The sequence below is a fragment of the Pseudomonas arsenicoxydans genome (assembly GCF_006438915.1).
GTDB classification, from domain to species: Bacteria; Pseudomonadota; Gammaproteobacteria; order Pseudomonadales; family Pseudomonadaceae; genus Aquipseudomonas; species Aquipseudomonas arsenicoxydans_A.
Genome location: NZ_RCZE01000008.1, coordinates 141,385 through 162,245, shown reverse-complemented (window position 1 = coordinate 162,245; position 20,861 = coordinate 141,385). Strand labels below are relative to the sequence as shown.

The 20,861-nt window shown below is 54.8% G+C and carries 19 protein-coding genes and 1 pseudogene; 9 read left to right on the top strand and 11 right to left on the bottom strand.

Features of this window, described 5'->3' with window-relative positions; all coding sequences use genetic code 11:
- The first annotated feature begins 84 nt into the window (after positions 1–84).
- Positions 85–2,193, top strand: a complete 2,109-nt coding sequence (locus EAH78_RS18120) for a flavin monoamine oxidase family protein (RefSeq protein ID WP_140668723.1) — start codon at positions 85–87, stop codon at positions 2,191–2,193.
- Positions 2,194–2,356: 163 nt separating this feature from the next.
- On the opposite strand, the gene EAH78_RS18115 is transcribed toward EAH78_RS18120, so the two are convergent.
- The gene (locus EAH78_RS18115; protein WP_140668722.1) at positions 2,357–2,818 is read right to left on the bottom strand and encodes a hypothetical protein; all 462 of its coding nucleotides are present in this window, start codon (positions 2,816–2,818) and stop codon (positions 2,357–2,359) included.
- A gap of 549 nt (positions 2,819–3,367) precedes the next feature.
- On the opposite strand from EAH78_RS18115, the gene lpxO reads away from it, so the two are divergent.
- Entirely contained in the window at positions 3,368–4,267 is a 900-nt protein-coding gene (gene lpxO, locus EAH78_RS18110) for a lipid A hydroxylase LpxO (RefSeq protein WP_140668721.1), read from the top strand.
- Between the two features lie 131 nt (positions 4,268–4,398).
- Here lpxO and EAH78_RS18105 read toward each other — a convergent pair whose 3' ends face one another.
- Complete coding sequence (locus EAH78_RS18105; protein WP_140668720.1) at positions 4,399–5,247, bottom strand: Ku protein; 849 nt, start codon at positions 5,245–5,247, stop codon at positions 4,399–4,401.
- 189 nt (positions 5,248–5,436) lie between these two features.
- Here EAH78_RS18105 and EAH78_RS18100 point away from each other — a divergent pair, with 189 nt between their 5' ends.
- Together EAH78_RS18100 and EAH78_RS18095 are read left to right on the top strand one after the other, a co-directional pair.
- Positions 5,437–5,775, top strand: coding sequence for a hypothetical protein (locus EAH78_RS18100; protein WP_140668719.1), 339 nt, complete (start codon positions 5,437–5,439; stop codon positions 5,773–5,775).
- A 25-nt stretch (positions 5,776–5,800) separates the two neighbouring features.
- The gene (locus EAH78_RS18095; RefSeq protein WP_140668718.1) at positions 5,801–6,949 is read left to right on the top strand and encodes a PQQ-dependent sugar dehydrogenase; all 1,149 of its coding nucleotides are present in this window, start codon (positions 5,801–5,803) and stop codon (positions 6,947–6,949) included.
- Positions 6,950–7,124: 175 nt separating this feature from the next.
- Here EAH78_RS18095 and rimI read toward each other — a convergent pair whose 3' ends face one another.
- Entirely contained in the window at positions 7,125–8,225 is a 1,101-nt protein-coding gene (gene rimI, locus EAH78_RS18090) for a ribosomal protein S18-alanine N-acetyltransferase (protein ID WP_140668717.1), read from the bottom strand.
- A 92-nt stretch (positions 8,226–8,317) separates the two neighbouring features.
- Between rimI and EAH78_RS18085 the strand changes: the two genes are divergently transcribed.
- Complete coding sequence (locus EAH78_RS18085; protein WP_140668716.1) at positions 8,318–9,892, top strand: RimK family protein; 1,575 nt, start codon at positions 8,318–8,320, stop codon at positions 9,890–9,892.
- Between the two features lie 7 nt (positions 9,893–9,899).
- On the top strand, positions 9,900–10,823 hold the full coding sequence (locus tag EAH78_RS18080) for a magnesium transporter CorA family protein (RefSeq protein WP_140668715.1): 924 nt from the start codon (positions 9,900–9,902) through the stop codon (positions 10,821–10,823).
- Positions 10,824–10,935: 112 nt separating this feature from the next.
- On the opposite strand, the gene EAH78_RS18075 is transcribed toward EAH78_RS18080, so the two are convergent.
- Positions 10,936–11,253 carry a DUF2834 domain-containing protein gene (locus tag EAH78_RS18075; protein ID WP_140668714.1) on the bottom strand — a complete coding sequence of 106 codons (318 nt, stop codon included), beginning with the start codon at positions 11,251–11,253 and terminating at the stop codon, positions 10,936–10,938.
- Between the two features lie 247 nt (positions 11,254–11,500).
- On the opposite strand from EAH78_RS18075, the pseudogene ilvA reads away from it, so the two are divergent.
- Positions 11,501–12,496 (top strand): annotated as a pseudogene (gene ilvA, locus EAH78_RS18070) (threonine ammonia-lyase, biosynthetic); the annotation flags it as partial.
- Positions 12,497–12,526: 30 nt separating this feature from the next.
- Here the strand turns inward: ilvA and eco are convergent.
- Positions 12,527–13,009 carry a serine protease inhibitor ecotin gene (gene eco / locus EAH78_RS18065; protein WP_140668712.1) on the bottom strand — a complete coding sequence of 161 codons (483 nt, stop codon included), beginning with the start codon at positions 13,007–13,009 and terminating at the stop codon, positions 12,527–12,529.
- A gap of 284 nt (positions 13,010–13,293) precedes the next feature.
- Between eco and EAH78_RS18060 the strand changes: the two genes are divergently transcribed.
- Positions 13,294–13,554: a DUF1652 domain-containing protein gene (locus EAH78_RS18060; RefSeq protein WP_140668711.1), complete on the top strand. Its 261-nt coding sequence runs from the start codon at positions 13,294–13,296 to the stop codon at positions 13,552–13,554.
- Here the strand turns inward: EAH78_RS18060 and EAH78_RS18055 are convergent.
- Together EAH78_RS18055 and EAH78_RS18050 are read right to left on the bottom strand one after the other, a co-directional pair.
- Positions 13,551–13,946, bottom strand: coding sequence for a hypothetical protein (locus EAH78_RS18055; RefSeq protein ID WP_140668710.1), 396 nt, complete (start codon positions 13,944–13,946; stop codon positions 13,551–13,553). The two genes, EAH78_RS18060 and EAH78_RS18055, sit on opposite strands and share 4 nt — an antisense overlap.
- A gap of 90 nt (positions 13,947–14,036) precedes the next feature.
- A complete protein-coding gene (locus tag EAH78_RS18050; protein WP_140668709.1) occupies positions 14,037–14,303 on the bottom strand; it encodes a DUF2790 domain-containing protein in 267 nt (88 codons plus the stop codon).
- A 504-nt stretch (positions 14,304–14,807) separates the two neighbouring features.
- On the opposite strand from EAH78_RS18050, the gene EAH78_RS18045 reads away from it, so the two are divergent.
- On the top strand, positions 14,808–15,104 hold the full coding sequence (locus EAH78_RS18045) for a hypothetical protein (protein WP_140668708.1): 297 nt from the start codon (positions 14,808–14,810) through the stop codon (positions 15,102–15,104).
- Between the two features lie 61 nt (positions 15,105–15,165).
- Here the strand turns inward: EAH78_RS18045 and EAH78_RS18040 are convergent, their stop codons facing one another.
- The 4 genes from EAH78_RS18040 to tssI are packed head-to-tail and all read right to left on the bottom strand — an operon-like array spanning position 15,166 to position 20,647.
- Positions 15,166–15,816 (bottom strand): DUF2931 family protein, encoded by a 651-nt coding sequence (locus EAH78_RS18040; RefSeq protein ID WP_140668707.1) that lies wholly within the window; start codon positions 15,814–15,816, stop codon positions 15,166–15,168.
- Positions 15,817–15,837: 21 nt separating this feature from the next.
- Entirely contained in the window at positions 15,838–16,488 is a 651-nt protein-coding gene (locus EAH78_RS18035; RefSeq protein ID WP_140668706.1) for a DUF2931 family protein, read from the bottom strand.
- Positions 16,489–16,506: 18 nt separating this feature from the next.
- Positions 16,507–17,160, bottom strand: a complete 654-nt coding sequence (locus EAH78_RS18030) for a DUF2931 family protein (RefSeq protein ID WP_140668705.1) — start codon at positions 17,158–17,160, stop codon at positions 16,507–16,509.
- Positions 17,153–20,647 carry a type VI secretion system tip protein TssI/VgrG gene (gene tssI / locus EAH78_RS18025; protein ID WP_140668704.1) on the bottom strand — a complete coding sequence of 1,165 codons (3,495 nt, stop codon included), beginning with the start codon at positions 20,645–20,647 and terminating at the stop codon, positions 17,153–17,155. The genes EAH78_RS18030 and tssI overlap by 8 nt, the downstream gene beginning before the upstream one ends.
- Between the last annotated feature and the right edge of the window lie 214 nt (positions 20,648–20,861).

Here is a 20,861-nt window from a genome sequence, read left to right as displayed (position 1 = left end):
CCTTGTAATGGTGTTTGTTTTCGGCTTCTAGTTGTTAATGGACTATCTGCAAGTTCTCCACTCTATGAAAAAGGAAGATAATTTATGCCGTTTCCTCCATATGATGCGTTTGGTGGTTTTGTAAACTCTGTAGCTCCAATGAGCAAACGACGACGCGTTTTGTCGGCTCCAATTGATTTGGATACGCTAAATACTGGGGTGACTCGCATCGTCGATGTGTTTGCTGCTGACTACGCCACAACAGTACGGGACAACGCCGCTCCATTCGCGACTTTAAATGCTGCACAGCAACAGACAGAAGTCGCGATCATTGGTGCCGGGATGGCTGGGCTCTGCGCGCTCTATGAGCTGACGCGGTGCGGGCTACGCCCGACGATTTTTGAAGCGTCAGGTCGTATTGGTGGGAGATGTTTCACCGAGAATTTTAGTGGTCAGGCAGAAGACGCAGACCCCGCTGAAATGGGGGCAATGCGGTTCCCTGACACTGCAAAACTGATGTGGCATTACTTTAAAAAGACTGTTGAAAACACTGATAATCCCAACCCCACATTTCAGCCGTTCCCTAATCCAGGCATCGTAGCAACCGCTCTAAACGTTGAGGGCAATACTGCGTATTGGATTTCCGATCCTGCTTCAGAGGATTTCGGATTGCCTGCGCGTGTCGATAAGCTAGGAGCTGATTTTGACGAAGTGTTTTTGGCGGACACGACAGTTGAAGTGGCACCTCAAGTATTCTGGGGGCTGACCGAGGCAGCTACAACTCTTAAAAAATTAACCCTCACCAGCGAAGAGGAGGGATACCTATTTGCATATTGGACTGCCATTATCGATAAATTCGACAAGGTAAGTCTGGAGATGTTTGTGCGGACAAGGCTTCAAGGGCCAGACACTCTCGCCAATTGGACCGAAAGCGATGTGAGGTTGTTTAAGGCCGTAGGGTTTGGCACCGGTGGAATGGGGCAAGACTTCCCGACGTCAATGGTTGATTTCATTCGCTACGACCTCTGGGACTACGAGGCACTTTATCGGTGGGGGCCTGAGTTCACCTCTTCAGGTTTCGCCGAGTCCTTCTTCCAGTTGAGCGTCGATGCCGGGCTTCCAGCTGAAAATCTAATCATGAGCGCAGCTTTCGATATCAGCCGGCCGGTAAGTGCGGCGGATAAGGTGACTCTCAGCTATGTAGATCCAAGCACGGGTGAAGTCACGTCGAGGGTATTTGATTATGTCATCGTTGCAACGAGTAACCCTGCAATGATGCAGCCGACGTTGCTAGATGGTGGTGATACTAATCTGTTCCCAGCTCCGCAAAGTCGTCGTCCGTTTGCCAATGTTGGGGTGGACCTGAGTAATCCATTGACGCTTTACACGAAGCAGATCCGGGAATCAATTCGAAACGTAGAGTTTTATCCGTCAACCAAAATTTGGGCTGCAACTGAAGGCTCTTATCTGGAAAGCCCAGAGTGGCCGAAAGTAACTGACATTAATGGTGTTGACCAACCTGTTAAATGGATCGTCACTGACCGTCATCTTGGTCAAACAGCAATATTTCCAAACTCGGATGGTTCCAAGTGTTCAGTACTGTTGACTTACCAAAATGGCTTTGACGCGCTGCGTTATCACCCATTGCCATTACCGATTCCGAAAAAGCCCAGTACCATTGACGACGCTCAATATGAGTTGGCCACAAATCAGCTAACTCTTAGTTATGTTGGGATGTCTTCAAACACCCCAGGCACCACCAACTCGAACGATTTTGGTGACGTGCTGAATAATAAAATGCTTGCTTCTGGCATAGGGGGTGACAATACATTCAAGATTGAATGGCATAATGAAGCATATTTCCAGGGCGCCTTCAGGCTCTTGCTGGCAGGGCAATATAACTACAATGCGATTCTTGCATTTCAATACACGATCGCCAGCCCGGCGCGGTACCTGGAAGGTGGCGTGGAGGCTATTCCTGCGCAGTACCGTAGAGTTTTCCTTGCCGGCGAGTCAGCTTTCTTCCTCGATGGCTGGATCGAAGGGCCACTGTATTCGGGCGTAAACGCTGCATCCGCAGTGCTTCATTCTATTCAAGGTGGGGTGGGCGATCTACGAACCGCAGATTTTGTAAATCCAGACATAATTTGGAAATTCCGTACCAATGCTCAAACGGCAGCGGTTAATTTCTGGAATGACTCCATGGAGCTTTAACGGCCTATTCGCAAGCCATATTAAAACCTGTCACTAAAATTCAACTGTAAACATAAGGCTGCTAGCAGGAACTCTGCTAGCAGTCTTTACCTAGTCGCCTTGCGCGGCTATTTAGAGCGGACTTGCGGTTTGTTGGTTGCATTTTATTAAAAATTAGCGTCTTTCATTTTCCGTTTAAGATTGCCCATAAAGCGAAAGCAACAGTAGAAAATGAAGCGGCGGCTATAAAAATTATGTATGCGTCAAAAAACCTACTTTCGGTAAGTAGGAGTAAAGAGATGAAGAGTCCTAGTACCGGACTACCTAGAATTATAGTGGGTGCGGTAAAATTTTTTAGGCGAATGGCTAAGCTTTTCATTTTTCTGGAAAGCACTTTTTTATTTTTCGGTCTAGTATTGAGCTCTAAAGACATCGAACCACGTTCGATGCTCAGGTTAAGCTCGGTACATAAATCTAACCCTTGCCGGGCTTGATTGTGATGTAGGTGAATCCTTAAAAGAATATTTTGAGCGGCAGAACGCCGAATGGCGGGACACGGCTGATACCAGATTTGATACCAACCGGTGTTTTTTTGCGTTGTTTGATGCGTGATAGCGAGGCGTGAAGCCCTTGTTTTACGGCGCACCGCGTATCATCAGAGCGCCGTTAAGACTGCATCGTGATGTTAGCTGTAGAGATCAAAGGTTTTTCCTGCGAAGCATTCAGAGTAGCTAGGGTTGCGGCAGTACCGATTCAGTACCCGTTTCCGGTATTCAAACCACGGGAAATGCATCCCGGTCAGAAGCGGAAGGTCCATCTGGCAATAAGTGGACAGCAGCATATGGAGCGCTTGGCCCGAGTCGAAGTGCGCTGAGACGGGGTTCATTCCCGTCATCAACCAAGGGGGGCGCGTAATGTTTGGCGGCGATTGTACTGGTCTGGCTCTCTAAACGATAGGGCGTTGAGACCGCTCGGGCGCATTGACGGTATCAGCGGACGGATTTTCACATCTGGAGGCTAATTATTTGTTACAGAGAGCGGCTAAAATGCGATTTTACAACCGATGCCGAGAGCCGGCGCAGGCTCAAGGGCGCGCTATCGGGACCGCTGTTTATTTTCAGACGCTGCACAAGACCCTTGGCGGATGGGTTGGCCGGGAAGGCAGTTTGTTCACTTCTGACGTGTGACGACTTCTGTGAAACTGACCATTGCCCTTATTTACATTGCCTCCATTGCGTACGTCCACCTGCGCGGTCGCGTGCGCCACAAGCTGGGCCGCCAAATGAGTGACCACTCTTCGTTTCTGGCGCCGCTCAATTGCTTCCTTTATATGTTCTCGAAAATCCCCGGCAAGCCTTATCTCAATCCGGCAGATTTCCCTGACCTGAGCCCATTGCAGACACATTGGGAAGACATCCGCGCCGAAGGCCAGAACTTGCTGAAGGCCGGGGAGATCAAGCGCTCGAAACAATACAACGACGTCGGCTTCAACTCGTTCTTCAAGACGGGCTGGAAGCGTTTTTACCTGAAGTGGTACGGCGACAGCCATCCTTCAGCGATGAAACTCTGCCCGCGCACCACTGAACTGGTCCAGGGGATCGGTTCGATCAAGGCCGCGATGTTCGCCGAACTGCCGCCGGGCTCGAAACTGGTTCGTCACCGTGACCCTTATGCCGGTTCTTACCGTTATCACTTGGGTCTGGAGACGCCGAACGATGCCGGTTGCTACATCAACGTCGACGGCCAGAACTATCACTGGCGCGATGGTGAAGCGGTGATGTTCGACGAAACGTTCATTCATTACGCCCAGAACACCACGCAACAGAACCGGATTATTCTGTTCTGTGATGTCGAGCGTCCGATGAAGTACCGCTGGGCGGCGGCGTTTAATGGGTGGTTCAGCCGTCATGTGATGTCGGCGGCGGGTTCGCCGAATGACGAGGGTGACAGGACGGGGGGGATTAACCGTTTGTTCAACAAAATCTACAAGATTCGTTTGCGGGGCAAGGCGCTGAAGAAGCGTAATCGCAAACTTTATTACCTCGAAAAGTGGGCGATTTTTGGCGGGTTGCTGGCGGTGTTTGTGTTGATCTGAATTTAGTGCGATGGCGTCTGACGCCTTCGCGAGCAAGCCCGCTCCCACATTTGATTCGCGGCGAACACAAATCCCCTGTGGGAGCGGGCTTGCTCGCGAAGAGGCCCTGACAGCCACCACAAAACAATCAATCAGCCCCGCGAAGTCTTGGTCGCTTTTTTCTGCGCTGCCGGCTTGGCTTTCCCGGCACCTTTACTTCCCAGGCTACGTTTGAGCAACTCAGTCAAATCAATCACATCCGCCGTTTTGCGCTCCTCTTCACCCGTCGCCGTCTCGACATCCTCAATCTTGCCTTCATTGGCCTTTTTCTCGACCAGCGCCATGATCTTGTCTTCGAAACTGTCGCGGTAGTCTTCAGGTTTCCAGTCAGCACTCATGTCCTGCACCAGACGCTTGGCCATATCCAGTTCACCCTTGGCCAGTTCGGGCTTGGTCACTTCGCTGCCCAATTCAAGGGTATCGAGGCTTCGGACTTCCGCCGGCCAACGCAACATCACCAACACCATCGCCGATTCCAGCGGCATCAACGCCGCCAAGTGCTGGCGTGTGTGCAGCACCACATGGGCGAGGGCAACTTTATTGGTTTTGCTCAGTGTTTCACGCAACAACGCGTACACCTTGCCGCCACGTTTATCCGGCGCGAGGTAGTAGGGCGTGTCGATGTTTTGCAAGGGAATCTGCTCGCTGTCGACAAAGGAAAATATATCAATGGTTTGCGTGGATAACGGATGCGCCGACTTGATTTCCTCTTCGCTCAGGACCACGTACCGACCCTTTTCGTACTGCACCCCTTTGACGATGTGTTCCTTGGTGACTTCCTTGCCCGTGACCTTGTTCACGCGTTTGTACCCGACCGGCTCCATGCTGCGGCTGTCGAGCCAGTCGAAATCCACCCCTTGGGACGACGTCGCCGAGACCAGCGCCACAGGGATATGCACCAGCCCGAAACTGATTGCGCCTTTCCAGATTGCCCGTGCCATGGTCGTCTTCTCGCGAGTGATGTTCAGGTGACCTGTGGTCTGGCGCAAAAGTTTCAGCGGGTTGCAGAGCCCGGCCTGGCGGGGTGGTCGTCTCGTGTTACATCTTGTGAAGGAGGTTTTAGTTAACAAATCCGAACCCTGGGCGTAGCGTGATATCGAAGACCCTAACCACGTCGAGAGGCTCACCTCATGAACAGATATGTGCTCGGCTGCATCGCATTGCTAGCGCTGAGCGGTGTTACCCAGGCATCACCCTCGTCATCCTTGATCCTGGCCCAAAGCCCGACGGGGGTTTCGAGCAATCCTTACAACAGCCCGATTCGCCGCGCCAACCCGAACAGCATGCAAGGCTCTCAATCCAGCGCTCCGGCCATTCGCGGGCCCAACACCATGCCGGTGCCGCGTCCACCGACACTGGAAAACGGCGGCATCGGCAATCGTTATCCCCAAAGCCAACCGGCCCCCGCCAGCCCACCGAAATTCATTCCCAATCCACCTCAGCGAGATGCAGACACCAGCAACCGTTGAGCCGGAACGACAAAAGGAATCGTGAATGTTGCGTAAAACCCTCCTGGCCACGCTGTGTGCCAGCGCATTGATCACCTCTGCGCTCGTTTTCGCGGAACCGGTTCAGAATCTGCAAAGCGAACAGGGCACCCTCGAAGTCACCACGGTCACCAAGGGTTTGGAACACCCGTGGTCGCTCGCGTTCCTGCCGGATCGCAAGGGCATGCTGGTCACCGAACGGCCCGGTAACCTGCGCGTCGTCAGCGTTGACGGCAAACACTCCGACCCGATTGATGGCGTACCTAAAGTTTGGGCCAAAGGGCAGGGTGGCTTGCTGGATGTGGTGCTGTCACCCGACTTCCGGCAGGACCGCACCGTTTATCTGTCATATGCCGAGGGCGGCGGCGCGGGTGACAAGGCGGGTACGGCGGTAGGCCGGGGGCAATTGTCCGAAGACCTGAAAACCCTGAAGGACTTCAAAGTGATCTTCCGCCAGGAGCCGAAGCTCTCTGTCGGCAACCACTTCGGTTCGCGTCTGGTGTTCGATCGTGACGGCTATCTGTTCATCACCCTCGGCGAAAACAATGTCCGGCCAACCGCTCAGGACCTCGACAAGCTGCAAGGCAAAGTCGTGCGGATCTACCCGGACGGCAAGGTGCCGGACGACAACCCCTTTGTCGGTCAATCCGGCGTGCGCCCGGAAATCTGGTCCTATGGCCAGCGTAACCCGCAGGGTGCAGCGCTCAACCCTTGGACCGGGGTTCTCTGGGAGAACGAACACGGGCCACAAGGCGGAGACGAACTGAACATCATCGAGCGCGGCAAAAACTACGGCTGGCCGCTGGCAACCAATGGCATCAACTATTCCGGCGATCCGATCCCGGAAGCCAAGGGCAAGACCGTCGAAGGCACCATTGCGCCGCACCATGTCTGGGAAAAGTCCCCGGGGTTGAGCGGGATGGCGTTCTATGACGGGGATCGCTTCAAGGCCTGGCAGCACAATGTGTTTATCGGTGCGCTGGTGAGCCAGGAGTTGATCCGTTTGCAGTTTGATGGCGATAAGGTGGTTCACGAAGAACGCTTGCTCGGTGAACTCAAGGCGCGAATTCGCGATGTACGGCAAGGTCCGGATGGGTATTTGTATGTATTGACCGATGAAGACGACGGCGCGTTGTACAGGGTTGGCCTGAAGTAACCCGTATTTGTGGCGAGGGGGCTTGTCGGAACGCCGCATCGCCCCGTTGGACTGCGAAGCAGCCCTTTGTATTCTTCCAGACGTAAGTTGCTGTCAGGTCTTGCGACGGCTTCGCCGCCGAACGGGGCGATGCAGCGTTCCGACAAGCCCCCTCGCCACAGTTCGGCAGCGCTGCTTAGCTATCTCGCTTGTAGATGATCACCGCCGCCCGCAGTTTGCCCCGGCCAAAGCTGCTCATCTTCTCGAATTCCCCGTGGCTCACCGGCAGATGCTGGCAATCCATGGGCTGGCGATGTTGGCTGTGGTCGACGTCCGGGTCATGCAGGTAAACAAACTCCTCATCGCGATCGGTGACGATGACCCAATGCGGTGATTTGGAGCGCGTCAGCCGATAGCTGCTGATCAACACCAGCGGCTGGCCGCCGTCGTTCAGCAGGCGCGGCAAGTCCAACGGGCCGCCGATCACCTGTTCCATATCTGTAGCCTGCAACTGCGCAGTGAATTCTTCGTGCACCAGACGCATGACGTCTTTTTTATGCTCATCACGTACCCCATCGAGAAATAATGGCCCCGTCATGCTCAGTTGCAAACGCACGCCAAATCCGCGATTCCATGCGGCCAACGCCAAACCTTGCGGGCTGCAACCGCCGTGACCTGACGTCATGAACACGGTCGTCGCCTCGCGCCAGATTTGCAGCTCTTCGCGGCGCTCCAGTTTTCGGTTTTTTTGCAGCGCGCCCATGGCCATCATCAAGCAGGCCGGGCCGCAGGTGAAATCAGTGGTCTGCGGGTAATACGGCACTTTGATGTTTCTTGAATCATGGTGCTGGAGAATGCGCTTCTCCAGCCGCAGCGCATCCGCATGATCCTGGTAATAGTCATGAATCAGCGCGAAACGCCGGTAACCGTTGCGCTCATAAAGGGCAATCGCCGCAGGATTGTCCGTGCGCACCTCCAGCCGCACGTAGGCACAGTCGTGTTCCAGCGCACAGGCCTCGATGCGTTGCAGCAACTGCTTGCCCAATCCGCTGCCCCGCGCTTCGGCGGCAATCGCAATCGAATAGAGACGCGCCAGCGACGTGCCCCGATGAAACAACACCACGACGTAACCGACCAGCTGCTCGTCGCGCGAAGCAACCAGCAATTGCCCGTGAGCCCGGGTGATCATCCATTGGAAGCTGCGACTGGTGAGCCGGTCAGTGGTGAAACATTGCTGTTCAAGTGCCAATAACGCAGGTAAGTCTTCAACTACTGCCAAGCGAAAGACAGGATTCATATGACCGCCGTAAAAGTTGCGTAACGAAACGGGACTTTCGAAAAAGTTCGTGCTTAATAGGAAAGGTCTTGTTCTCCAACGGATCAATCACTATGTCAGCGGTACAAGGTCATTGGCGCGAAGTATCCGAGCAAACTTCGCCGGCGGCAACTTTTTTAAATGAAGCAGTCAGCACTTCAAGCCAGTTGATTATCATCGTCGAACGCAAGGAAGACTGGGCCTCCTACTTTCCCAGTGAAGACATCGTCACCGCCCAGGAATACCTCGAAAAGGCTCACCACAACGGGCAAGGCAAACGGGTCCAGGTGATCAACCTGTGCCGCACCTACAAGTACCTGGGGCACGGTTATTACTGCTCGTTGCTGGCGGAAGCGCGGGGGCACAAGGTCATTCCGTCGGTGCGGACCATCAGTGAACTGACCAAAAAATCTTTGTATGGGTTGTCGCTCGATGATCTGGAAAAGCCTCTGGAAAAGGCCCTTACGCATCATCTCTACAGCGACACCGAAGGTTTTACCCTGACCCTGTATTTCGGCAAAACCAATATTGAGCCATTGCAGGACTTGGCGCGGCAGTTGTTTGAAGTATTCCCATGTCCGATATTGTTAGTTGAGTTTCGTCGAACTAACGGTTGGCACATTGAAGGCGTGAAGTCCGGCGCCTTGCATAAGTTGCGAGAAGATCAGGAAGATCAATTCGCCCACTCGCTGGACAGTTTCAGTCGCAAGATCTGGCGCATGCCGCGCTCACGGCGTCTGGCCCGTTATGACTTGGCCATCCTCCACGATCCCCAAGAAGCATTACCCCCGTCCAACCCAAAGGCGCTGGATAATTTCATACGCGTCGGCAAGACCTTGGGCATCGATGTGGAACTGATCGAGCGCAAGGACTACGCGCGAATCGCCGAATACGACGGCTTGCTGATTCGCGAGACCACCAGCGTCGATAACCATACTTACCGTTTTGCCAAGAAAGCCGAGAGCGAAGGGCTGGTGGTGATGGATGACCCGGCTTCGATCCTGCGTTGCACCAACAAGGTGTACCTGACTGACCTGCTCAAAAGTCATCAGCTCGGCATGCCGGCCACCGAAATTCTCTACAAGGAGCGACCGGAAGATTTCGAGCGGGTCGGTGAACGTCTGGGTTTCCCATTGGTGCTGAAGATCCCTGACGGTTGTTTCTCGCGTGGCGTGATCAAGGTTGAAAGCCAGCAGGCGTTGCTCGAAGCCACCGCCGAACTTTTCGAGCACTCGGTGCTGTTGCTGGCGCAGGAATTCTTCTACACCGAGTACGACTGGCGCATTGGCGTACTCAACCGCAAACCGATCTTTGCCTGCCAGTACTTCATGTCTAAGGGCCACTGGCAAATCTACAACCACAAGGCCAAAGGTCAGGACATCAACGGCGAATGCCGCACCCTGGCAGTCCACGAAGCCCCGCGAGCGGTGGTGGAACTGGCTGTGAAAACCGCCAACCTGATTGGCGACGGACTGTACGGCGTTGACCTCAAACAGTCCGGCGACAAAGTGGTGGTGATTGAGGTCAACGACAACCCGAACATGGACGCCGGTATCGAGGACGCCTACCTGCAGGACGATTTGTATTCGTTGGTGCTGGAAGAGTTCGTCCGCCGGCTGGAGCTCAAGCGTCGCGGCCAGGCCTGGTGATCGCTCGATGATCAAGAGCTTTCAACTGACCCACGGCGCCCTGCAATCAGTCGAAAGGCTGGACGCCGAAGTGATGCTGTTCAGCAATCCGGATGCCGCTGAGCGCGACCTGTTGCACAGCCACTTCAAGCTCGATGAACACGCCTTGGCGTCGGCCCTCGACCCGGACGAGGTGTCGCGCATCGAGTTTCATCCCGACAATTTGTTCCTGATCTGGAAACGCCCGGAAAACTATTCCGGCGCCGACAGCCTGGCGTTTGAGGTGTCGTCCTGTGGCTTGTTGTTTTGTGAGCACCGGTTGTTGGTGATCGCCACTGACGACTCCCCGCTGCACGGGCTCGGCACCCGGCAGCGGTTGAACACGCCGCTGGATGTCTTGCTTGACCTGCTGTTCAACAACATCCATCACTATTTAGGTCACCTGAAAGTGATCAAGCTGGTTGCCCGGGAGTTGCAGCAAAAATTCAACGCCTCAATGGAGAATCAGCATCTGATCCAGATGTTCAACCTCAGCGAGAGCCTGATCTATTACATCAACGCGATTCACAGCAACGGTGCGGTCCTGACGCGGCTGCGCAATCACGCGGCCAAGGAACACTTCAGTGTCGAAGCCATCAGCCTGATCGACGACCTGATCATCGAAAACAACCAGTGCTACAAACAGGCGGAAATCTACTCCACGGTGTTCTCCGGGCTGATTGACGCCCGGGGCAACCTCATGAACAACAGCATGAACAACCTGCTGCGCAAACTGACGCTGATCAACGTGGTGTTTCTGCCGTTGAACCTGATCGCCAGCATTGGCGGCATGTCCGAGTTCAGCATGATGACCGCGGGCACGCCGTGGTGGGTGTCGTATCCGATGTTTCTGAGCGCGATGATACTGGGGGCGGGGGTGATGGTGTTGGGGCTCAGGCGCTTGGCTAAGTGAATAGGGTGGCAGGTCCGGCCTCTTCGCGAGCAAGCCCGCTCCCACATTCGACCGAGTTCCACCGGGAAATACTCGGTTAAATGTGGGAGCGGGCTTGCTCGCGAAGGCAATCTCAAGCACACACTTTCCGATCCTGCAGCCCCCGAACGACGAGATACAACAAAGGCCCGACCGACACAAAAATCGCCGTAATCAAAAGATAAGGAATCACCGCCCCAACCGACCGCCCACGTGTGCGCGCATCCTTGTACATCCAGACACCCGCCAGCGTCGCCAGCAGGTAAAGATCAATCACCACCTGCGCCGTGTCCGGCTGCGACATCAGGCTGAGCCCAAAATCAATCAACGACTGTTCAGCCTGGAGCATCACCGATACGGTGTACCCGGCAAAGGCGATCAAAGCAACGAGGGGCAGGGCGACAGACTTCATGTTTCCTTCCTTGGACAATGAGCAGAGCCAGCACCCTACACAAGCCAACCAAAATTGGCCATTGACTTGCCATCCCCCATAAGGCTAATTTCCAGCCATGACTTCCACCGTATTGCGCTGCCAGCCAAGCATTATTACCGCCATTCCTTATCTGGCGGGCTAGCTCACGACTGCAGCACCCAACCCGCCCTAGAGGCGGGTTTTTACTTTCTGTCTCCCGGGCCCCGAACACAGCCAGGAGACGACCATGACCAGCACGCTCGCCCAGCAGACCTTGCTTGAGCATTACGTAAAAAAGATCCTCGCCGCGCCGGTGTATGAGCTGGCGGTGCGCACGCCGTTGCAAGCGGCACCGGCGCTCTCCGAGGCGTTGGGTAATCAGGTGCTGCTCAAGCGCGAGGACTTGCAACCGACCTTTTCCTTCAAGATTCGCGGTGCCTACAACAAGTTGGTGCAACTCACTGACGAGCAAAAGGCACGCGGCGTGATCACTGCGTCAGCGGGCAATCATGCCCAAGGCGTGGCGCTGGCGGCGAAAACCTTGGGCATTGCCGCGACCATCGTCATGCCGCTGACCACGCCGGAGTTGAAAGTGCTGGGGGTTCGAAGTCGCGGGGCCGAGGCGGTGCTGCACGGCGAGAGTTTCCCGTTCGCCCTCGACTATGCGCTGAACCTGGCCGAACAAACCGGTCGCACCTTTGTTTCGCCCTTCGACGACCCGGACGTGATTGCCGGGCAGGGCACCGTGGCGATGGAAATCCTGCGCCAGCATCAAGGCCCGCTCGACGCGATCTTTGTGCCGGTGGGCGGTGGAGGTTTGATCGCCGGCATCGCCGCGTACGTCAAATACCTGCGACCTGAAGTGCGGATCATTGGTGTCGAGTCAGAGCATTCAGCGTGTCTGGCGGCAGCGCTACAGGCGCATGAGCGAGTTGTCCTGCCGCGCGTTGGCACCTTCGCTGATGGTGTGGCCGTAGCGCAGGTCGGCGCTTATGGCTTCGACGTTTGCCGGTTTTGTGTCGATGAGGTGTTGACGGTCAGCAATGACGAACTGTGCGCCGCGATCAAGAACATCTACGACGATACCCGCTCGATTACCGAACCGTCGGGCGCGCTGGCCGTGGCTGGAATAAAAAAATACGTCGCGCAAACCGGTGCCTGTGGCCAGACACTGGTGGCCATCGATTCAGGGGCCAACATTAACTTCGACAGTTTGCGCCACGTGGCCGAGCGCGCCGCCATCAGCGGCGTCCCGGCGTGAGGCACGAAGGTGTTACTCCTGAACGGCTTTCTCTATGGTGCTCGACGCCGACCAGATCCGGTAGCGCACTTCGATGTCTTTTGGCACATACAGCACGATCGGCAGCTTGCTGTTGTAACGCAGCAAGAAGCCGTCGCCGACCACCGGTACGAAGTCTTTTTTGCTCTTGCCATCCGGGCAGGCCATCAGCGTGCTCATTGGGCCGATGACTTTATCCAGTCGGTAGAACGGGTAGCCCCAACCCTCGAGGTTTTTCTCCTCAAGCATGCCGCCCAGACGTTGGCGATTGCAGTCCACGGTCAACGTTTTACCGGCAAGGATTTCGACCTGAAAGTCGTCTTCTTTCGTTTGCGGGGCAAGATGAATGACCTGGCGGGTAAAACCGCTTTCAGGCTTTGGGAAGGGGGCGACGGTTTCGAGTGCTGCAGCGTTGGCGATGGTCGACAGCCCGGTAACCATTAGTCCGACAGCCGTGGTAAAGGTCAAAGAACCCATGATGCCTCCTTGCTTGTATTCAATTTGTGGCGCCATTCTTACTGCGCTCAGGCCCCAATGCAAACCCGGCGCTATCAGACGGCAATTTGCAACGCCTTTCGCGGGTCTTCATGCAGATTGCACGGTAGTTTCATTAAGTCTTGCGGCTAAATCATTGATTTGCCGATGAACTGCACGGCGAAATTCAAGGCATGTTTTATGCTTCAGTTGTTCTTAATCTGGCCGGGACTGCACATGAGCCAGCGTCGACTGTTAATTGGCTGTCTCACAAAGGAGGGGTCGCCATGTTTCTTTCTGCCTTGGAACTTCGCAACATCATCGAAAACAGTTTTTTGCCCAAGCGTTGCCAGTGCACGCTCTCCCCGGATTTATTGATGACGATAAAAGTGTACGCGGACGGCAAGACCGATCTGCTGGATCTGCACGTGACCGGGATTGATGCAAAGGGGCTGAATGGCTGTCGGGAAATCAACGAATTGATCGCCGGGCTGCGCACCAAAAAACATGCTGAGCTCTTTTCTCCACATCGGGCGAGGGCTCTTTAACCGGCTGTTTCGAGTTCTACCGACAGGCGCCGGGTCTGAAGAAATCCCAGGCCTAGCGCCAGCTCCACCAATACCGCCAGCAAAATGCCCGGTCCGGTATGGCCGTTGAGCCATTCGCCGAAACCCAGTGCCGCCAGACCGAAACAGCCGACCATAAAACCGCTGCTTAATGCGCTGCGGATGACGGAGGGCGGCTCGTTTCGAACCCAATAAAAGATCAACCCCAACGCCACGAATACTACGGCGATGCGCCGCGAAACAACGCCTGTCGCTGAGGAATACTCGAGGCCCCAAATCGCCAGCAGCCAGTCCGGCATCAAACCCCAGACCAGCGCCAGCACCAGACACAGGGCGGCGGTGAACATCGATAACGTACGAAACGACAACTGCATAGCGAATCCTTGCGGCAGTGAGGGAGGCGCTAAAGCATAACGCCAGAACCCTCACAGTAAAACCGCCAGGTTTCGAATCAGACCTTTCCGTCAGTTTTGCAAACTGCACGCGTCGGAAAGTTTCTTGTAGCTGATTTCTTCGGGCTTGCCCGACGTGTCGATGTACTTCATGTCGGCAGTAATCACTTTGCATTCATTGGTCGTCGGCTCTGTCAGCGCCACGACTTTGCCGACATTGAGCGCCATGCCGTAGTGATAGGGCGTGGCTTTGGACGTGGATGTGTCGTTGGCCTGGGCAAGCCCGGCAAACGCGGTGCAGGCGAGGGCGGAGGCAAGGAGCAGCATGCGAGTGTTCATGTGACGATCTCCAGTGCAGACGGAAGTCAGTTCGACGATCAACATCAAACCTGCCGCACTGGGCATCAGGGGAGCCTGAGGGCGTGCGGTCCAGTAGAGTTTTGGACCGCAGCGTTAAGCGATGGTTAACCCACCTGAACGCCGCCTGTCGCGAGGGGCGGTGTCTGACGGATGTTTCGTTAGGAAAGGGGGTACGGAGTCTTCGGCCTGGTCCTACAGAGCCAGACGCCTTATCGACTTTCGCCTGATGGGAGGAGCGATTACTGTTTGGGCTCGCTGCAAAATCAGCGATCGGGTTTGGTCACCTGAAACAACGCACTTAAGTGTGCCATTATTCGCCCCGCGGACTTCTACGTCCTCATGTCGAGTAGTTATGGCGGCTGTGTGCCGGACGCTTTCGAGCGAGCCGATGGTTGTTTCGGTTGACCAAGCCTGTACACAGTCCGCCTCCCACCGTTTGGTCACGGTGTTAGCGGTTTTTTTACAAACAACCGAGTAATTACTATGCCAACGTTCAAACCGTTTCCAGATCGCTATCGTTCACTCAACAGCGGCGTTACCGATTCAAGTCCTTTGCTGATCGACACCGAAGCCAACCCCCAAGACATATTCGAAGCCGGGTTACAGCGCGTACGAGCCTCTACCCAGCTACTTGAAACGCTTCATTGCCTATGTTTCAGACACAGCGATGTTCAAGATATTCCGCACATTACTCACGCGCTTTACTTGCTGACACAGGATGGGTTTGACCTGTTAGCGGTTGCGCAACAGCGAATGATGGGGTGGAAGGCGCCGGTCTGACGACTGACCTATATAAAACAATCCAGCGCTCGCAGGCGCTGGATTTTGTATTGAGTCACGATTACCAAGAACCATATGGCACACCAAATTTTTCGATGTAGGCTTTTGATACAGCGGAGGGCGGGTCGTATTGCCCGCCAGATTTACCTTCATTCGGCCCACGTGGATCAACTTCGGCTTGTACCCGTGTGACCTCTATGGGTGGAAGGCAAGGACCGATTACCCATACTTTGGCGATGCCTCCAGGCGCAAGGCCTATGACCAATGCCTCGCGGTAATCTGTTATCCATTTACCATCAAAGGCGCAAAAAACCTTTTCTTCCTTGCGCATTATCTTTCTGGTTGACTCGGGAATATCAATGGTCATTTGGTACGTTTGGGGCTCGACCAATGACTGCCAACGAACATAGATTTGCTTTGGCAGGTCCGCTCGCAGAACATACTTGCCTTTCCCCCATCCAGGCTTTGCAGGCCAACCTTTAAGATCGCCAGTGCTGTTGGCAGGGCTCCGTATAGCGGCGTTACCGCTCATGGCACGGTCATAGACATTTCCCTGAATATCTATAACGTCTGCTGTTTCGATCCAGACCTCCATGTAGTCAGGCACGAAAAAGCCCAGTCGCCAAGCGTCATAAGGCAATGACCTGCTATAGGCAGATGTGCAACAACTGAGCAAAAATGCGCAAATTGTAGTTCTCAAATAGCTATTCATTGGACCGCTCAGGATCTATTGCTACCAAGAACCAAACGGAACACCAAATTTTTCAACATAAGCTTGTGATACCGCTGACAGAGGGCGGTGTTTTCCCCCAGATTCCCCTTCATATGGTCCACGTGGATCAACTTCGGCTTGTACTCTGGTCACTTCAATTGGTGTCAAGCAGGGACCGAGTACCCAAACTTTGGCGATGCCGCCAGGGGCCAGACCAACCACAATTGCCTCGCGGTAGCCCGTAATCCACTTCCCAGCGGCAGCACAGAAAGTCTTTTCACCCTTTCGCATGATCTCTCGGGTTGACTCGGGAATGTCGATAGCCATTTTGTATGTTTGGGGCTCAACCAGTGATTGCCAGCGAACATAGATTTTTTTCGGCAGATCTGCCCCCTTTACGTATTTACCTTTACCCCAGCCGGGCCTTGCGGGCCAACCTTTAGGATTTCCAGAATTATTGGGGGGCGTCTGCATGGCCGCGATGCCACTCATGGCACGTCTATAGACGTTGCCCTGGATATCTATTACATCAGCTGTTTCGATCCAGACCTCCATATAGTTAGGTGCGGAAAAGCCCAGTCGCCAAGCATCATAAGGTAATGGCCCGCTATAGGCAGATGTGCATCCAGTGAGCAAAAATGCGCAAATTGTAGTTCGCAAGAAACTACTCATATGACTGCTTTCGCGCTGTCACTTCCAAGAATCATAGGGCACACCAAATTTTTCGACGTAGGCTTTTGATTCATCGGAGATTGAGTCGTACTCACCGCCAGACTTACCTTCATAGGGACCACGTGGGTCAATCACCGCTTTTACCGTTGTGACCTCGATCGGCGTCATGCAAGGACCGCCTACCCAGACTCTGGCGATACCTCCAGGGACAAGTCTTATGGCTATTGCCTCACGATATCCGGTGATCCATTTTCCGTCGGCGGTGCAGAAAACGTTTTCGCCCTTGCGCATGATCTCCCTAGTCGCCTCGGGTATATTAATGACCATCTGATAAGTTTGCGGCTCAACCAGCGACTGCCAACGAACATAGATCTGTTTGGGCAAGTCTGCCCCTGTTACGTACTTACCTTTCCCCCAACCAGCTCTTTTTGGCCAGCCGCGGGGATCGCCGGAATTGTTGGGGGGAGTTAGTATTGAGGCGTTGCCGCTCATCGCACGTGGATATACCTGGCCCTGAATATCCACCACATCAGCCGACTCGATCCAGACCTCCATGTAGGCGGGGGCCGAGAATCCCAAACGCCAAGCTTTGTAAGGCATTGAATTGCTGTTAGCAGATGTACAGCCACTGATAAGTAAGGCGACAAGCGCAATACGTATAAAATTACTCATTTGGATGCACCGTGCGCACAGAGTTTTTGTCTGGCCGATTGATGAAAACGATATTCAGGTCACTATTATTTCGGCTTTTAGCAGCATTCCAGTTATCGGAGATATGAACATAGCGCTGGAAAAGCAGTTCCTCCTCCTGTGAGGTTAGCCCGGTCGTTTTTCTTTGCCCCTGGGCATAGGCCATTAATTTTTCGGAGATGGGGACCAGCTCCGCAGGTAACGCAAATCTTGGATTTTTCTCCGGGATATGTCCAAAAGGCACTCCATTTTCCACGGCCAGTTCGCGCATGATCCGTAAATAGATCAAAGACAAATCGCTACGGACTTCGCGCTGGCTGCTAACCGCGGCATAAACGTATTTCATGTTTTTGCTATTGTTTTTCTCAGTGGTACGAAATGGCACTTCCCACGTCCGGATTTCCAAAGAAAGGTTATATTGGGCCAGCTGATCTTGAAGTCGACGCAGGTCTTGTTGGGCACGTTTGTAACTGTTGGCTTCAACGAAAGATGTCCTCTCTTCGACCGCACTACTACGCGGTTTGCTGAGTAAAATCCGTTCGGATGCTTTAGGTAAGTAGCCACCACCCAAGTCCGAATGCACGCCAGGCAGGGAAATATCGGCCGCCCCAAGACTGTTGAGGGCAAAGTTATAGCGACGCTCATTTCGAGCGACCAATTGCACGACCTTTTTCGCTGCATCAGGTGCCAAAAATATATTGATTCCAGGGTTATAAGCGTTATTACCATTCCAGTCCCCTACAAGCGGATTGGCAATGGCTGCGACAGTGTCGTAAACCCCTATAAAATTTATGGAAACGCCGGAATGTGGTACCCAGGCAAAACTGTCAGCCAGTACCGGTGACCCCAAAGGCAATGCTTTGGCGAGGATACTTTGGTTGCCCTTTAATACTTCATTTGCAAAGTCCCTTGCCGCTGCTGAGCCGCGACTGAATCCGAAAATATCGAACTCGATTTTCGCTACGCGCTTATCGGGATTACTGTCCTGGAAGGCTTGGATAGCCTTAAGAATAAGTGGAGGTGTTTCTTCAACTCGTGTCCTTACGCCCTGCGGACCAATACCTGTGCCTTGCGAAAAAGTGGAGTCAGCTCCGGTGCTACTGGTACCAATACCGTCCACATAAACAGGCACACTCGCCGTTTTTGCATCGATAGGCAGAGTTTCATCCGTTTGGTCTATGTAAAGGTCATACAGCCTGGCCACGTTGCTGACGTCATTCCCGTAACTGTTATCCGGCGAACTCCCTTTGCCGTCATAACCATGTGCCGCGCAGAACTGACGAATATCCTCAGCCGATTCCTCCAGATTCACATCCGGCGCGAAGCAGCCAAACACTCGTTCACTGTTGCTGCGGTTATTCCCCGTACCATCAAAGAACATCCCAATCCGCAACGTAATCTCTTCCAGCTCAACCTCTTCTTCCTCTTCCTCCAGCTCTTCCTCCTCAGCCGGACGTACTTCCTTAGGCTCCGAATTCGCCACCGCATTAAACTTGCCAACCGGCGGAGCACTCAGCAGTTTCCCTGCTGCGGCAGCCGCTGCTGCACCCGGAACAATCGGCGGAAGAATCTGAATCCCACTCCCCGAACCCGGCGCACCACCCGAATTGGTCTTCACCTCAGCCCCACTAATCGTCACGCCCCCGGCATCCACCTTGACGAAACTCCCGCCAGCCTTGGCCGTCAGTTCCATCCCGCCTTCAACCACCACCTTGTCGCCAGCGTTGTAGTGAATCTCTTCACCTGCCTCGACAAACTGCGCCGTGCCGACCTTCACATGCTGGGTCGCCGCCACCGTCAGGTGATCATCGGCCCGCGCTTCTGTCTTGCGGTCCAGATGGGTAATGCGGTGTTCTTCAACCTTGAACTCGCTGAAGACATTGGCCTCGACCGTGTCGTGCCGCTCGTTGCCGACGAGGATTTTCTGGTCGTGTTCGATGTTTTCATCCCAGTCGCGCTGGGCGTGCAGATAAATCTGTTCGGCGCCTTTTTTGTCTTCGATGCGAAATTCGTTGTAGCCCTTGCCGCCTGGTGAGCTGAGGGTCTTGAAGGTGCTGCGGGTTTTGTTCGCCGGCAGGTCGTAGGGGACGACGTTTTCCTTGTGGTAGAGGCAGCCGGTGACCAGTGGTTGGTCGGGGTCGCCTTCAAGGAAGGTGACGAGCACTTCCATGCCGACGCGCGGGATGGCGATGCCGCCGTAGGCACTGCCGGCCCAACCGGTGGCGACGCGCAGCCAGCAGCTGGTTTTGTCGTTGGCCTGGCCGTCGCGGTCCCAGAAGAATTGCACTTTGACGCGACCGTATTCGTCGCAATGGATTTCTTCGCCCGGCGGGCCGGTGACGATGGCGGTCTGGCTGCCGAGGACTTGCGGTTTCGGGTGTTCGAGGGCAGGGCGGTAGTGCGCGTCCCACGGCGTGGCGAGGAAGCGGTTGCGGTAGCCCTGGTGGAAATCGTCTTTGTTGTGGGTGACGTCGCTGGTGATGTTCTCGCCGAGCACTTGCGGTTGTTTGCCTTCGTGAACCACTTCCAGCAACAGCCAGAGGTCGTTCCATTCGGCGCGTGGGTGTTCGCTGAGGGCCAGGAAGTGGCCGCTGGCCAACGTCGGTTCGTCACCTTTGCCTTCAGCGAGTTTGTAATCGCTGCGATGACGTTCCAGCGCGCGGGCCGCCAACTGTTTGCCGCGTTCGCGCGTGAGGAAGAGGCCGGGGTAATCGTAGTCTTCGAGGTCCGGGGCGACTCCGCTCTTGGCGGCGCCTTCGGGCAGGATGCGTGGCTTTTCAAAGTCGTAGTCGCGACGGCTGACGCGGCTGGTGCGGGTTTCCAGGCGCAGGTTGAAACGCTTGATTACGGGTTTCTCGGCGGCCATGCCGGAATCTTGCTGGTAGGCCACGGGCGCGAGTTTGCGGAACACGGTCTGATCATCGCCGAACACCAGTTTGTGGCCGCTGGCACTGTGCTGGAAGTGGAAGTGAATGCCTTCTTCTTCGCACAGACGCTGGATGAAATGCAGGTCGGATTCGTCGTACTGCACGCAGTAGTCGCGGTCCGGGTAAACCGCGCCGAGCTGAAAACTGTACGCGTCCGCAAGGATGCCGCGCGCTTCCAGGACCTGCGCGATGATCTTCGGCACGCTTAGATGCTGAAAGATCTGCTGGTCGTGGTTGTGGCGCAGGTAGGCCAGTTGCGGGCACAGGCTGATGCTGTAGCGGGTCAGTTTTTTGCCCGAATCGCCTTGCTCGATGCGATAGACCAGACCGTGGATGAGGCCTTTGCCGGTTGCGCCGAAGGTCAGGCAACCGGGTTTGTGCAGGATCTCTTCGAGTTTCAGGTCGGGGCGGGCGCTGACCAGTTCGATGTCGAAACAGAACGGCTGGTTGAGGGCTTCGCGACCGACGAAGCTGAGGACTTGCAGGTCGGCGGAAACGCCTTCCAGCGCGAGGGAAATATGGGTTGCATTAGCGTCCAGCATGCCTTGAATTCCGTCCTTTGGATAAGCTGGGGCGGATGGTGCAGGATTAAACGGCCTCGTTCAAGGCGCAAATGGCGTAGGTGTGGGGGGCTTAGGGTATCGGGAGAACCCTTAGTGGCACGGTTTTGGCCAGTGAATGCGGGGGAATACTCACTTGATGTGCCGCTCTTGAAGTGGTGAATAGCTGGGATTGGCGGTGTAAGTGATACCGCCT

What these genes read in the sequence shown, in the direction of transcription:
- eco (WP_140668712.1), bottom strand. Translation starts at nt 13,009, where the DNA reads ATGGGTTCTTTGACCTTTACCACGGCTGTCGGACTAATGGTTACCGGG.
- EAH78_RS18075 (WP_140668714.1), bottom strand. Translation starts at nt 11,253, where the DNA reads ATGAAGTCTGTCGCCCTGCCCCTCGTTGCTTTGATCGCCTTTGCCGGG.
- EAH78_RS18120 (WP_140668723.1), top strand. Translation starts at nt 85, where the DNA reads ATGCCGTTTCCTCCATATGATGCGTTTGGTGGTTTTGTAAACTCTGTA.
- rimI (WP_140668717.1), bottom strand. Translation starts at nt 8,225, where the DNA reads ATGAATCCTGTCTTTCGCTTGGCAGTAGTTGAAGACTTACCTGCGTTA.
- EAH78_RS18085 (WP_140668716.1), top strand. Translation starts at nt 8,318, where the DNA reads ATGTCAGCGGTACAAGGTCATTGGCGCGAAGTATCCGAGCAAACTTCG.
- EAH78_RS18045 (WP_140668708.1), top strand. Translation starts at nt 14,808, where the DNA reads ATGCCAACGTTCAAACCGTTTCCAGATCGCTATCGTTCACTCAACAGC.
- EAH78_RS18060 (WP_140668711.1), top strand. Translation starts at nt 13,294, where the DNA reads ATGTTTCTTTCTGCCTTGGAACTTCGCAACATCATCGAAAACAGTTTT.
- EAH78_RS18055 (WP_140668710.1), bottom strand. Translation starts at nt 13,946, where the DNA reads ATGCAGTTGTCGTTTCGTACGTTATCGATGTTCACCGCCGCCCTGTGT.
- tssI (WP_140668704.1), bottom strand. Translation starts at nt 20,647, where the DNA reads ATGCTGGACGCTAATGCAACCCATATTTCCCTCGCGCTGGAAGGCGTT.
- EAH78_RS18095 (WP_140668718.1), top strand. Translation starts at nt 5,801, where the DNA reads ATGTTGCGTAAAACCCTCCTGGCCACGCTGTGTGCCAGCGCATTGATC.
- EAH78_RS18040 (WP_140668707.1), bottom strand. Translation starts at nt 15,816, where the DNA reads ATGAATAGCTATTTGAGAACTACAATTTGCGCATTTTTGCTCAGTTGT.
- EAH78_RS18050 (WP_140668709.1), bottom strand. Translation starts at nt 14,303, where the DNA reads ATGAACACTCGCATGCTGCTCCTTGCCTCCGCCCTCGCCTGCACCGCG.
- EAH78_RS18080 (WP_140668715.1), top strand. Translation starts at nt 9,900, where the DNA reads ATGATCAAGAGCTTTCAACTGACCCACGGCGCCCTGCAATCAGTCGAA.
- EAH78_RS18105 (WP_140668720.1), bottom strand. Translation starts at nt 5,247, where the DNA reads ATGGCACGGGCAATCTGGAAAGGCGCAATCAGTTTCGGGCTGGTGCAT.
- EAH78_RS18100 (WP_140668719.1), top strand. Translation starts at nt 5,437, where the DNA reads ATGAACAGATATGTGCTCGGCTGCATCGCATTGCTAGCGCTGAGCGGT.
- EAH78_RS18035 (WP_140668706.1), bottom strand. Translation starts at nt 16,488, where the DNA reads ATGAGTAGTTTCTTGCGAACTACAATTTGCGCATTTTTGCTCACTGGA.
- EAH78_RS18030 (WP_140668705.1), bottom strand. Translation starts at nt 17,160, where the DNA reads ATGAGTAATTTTATACGTATTGCGCTTGTCGCCTTACTTATCAGTGGC.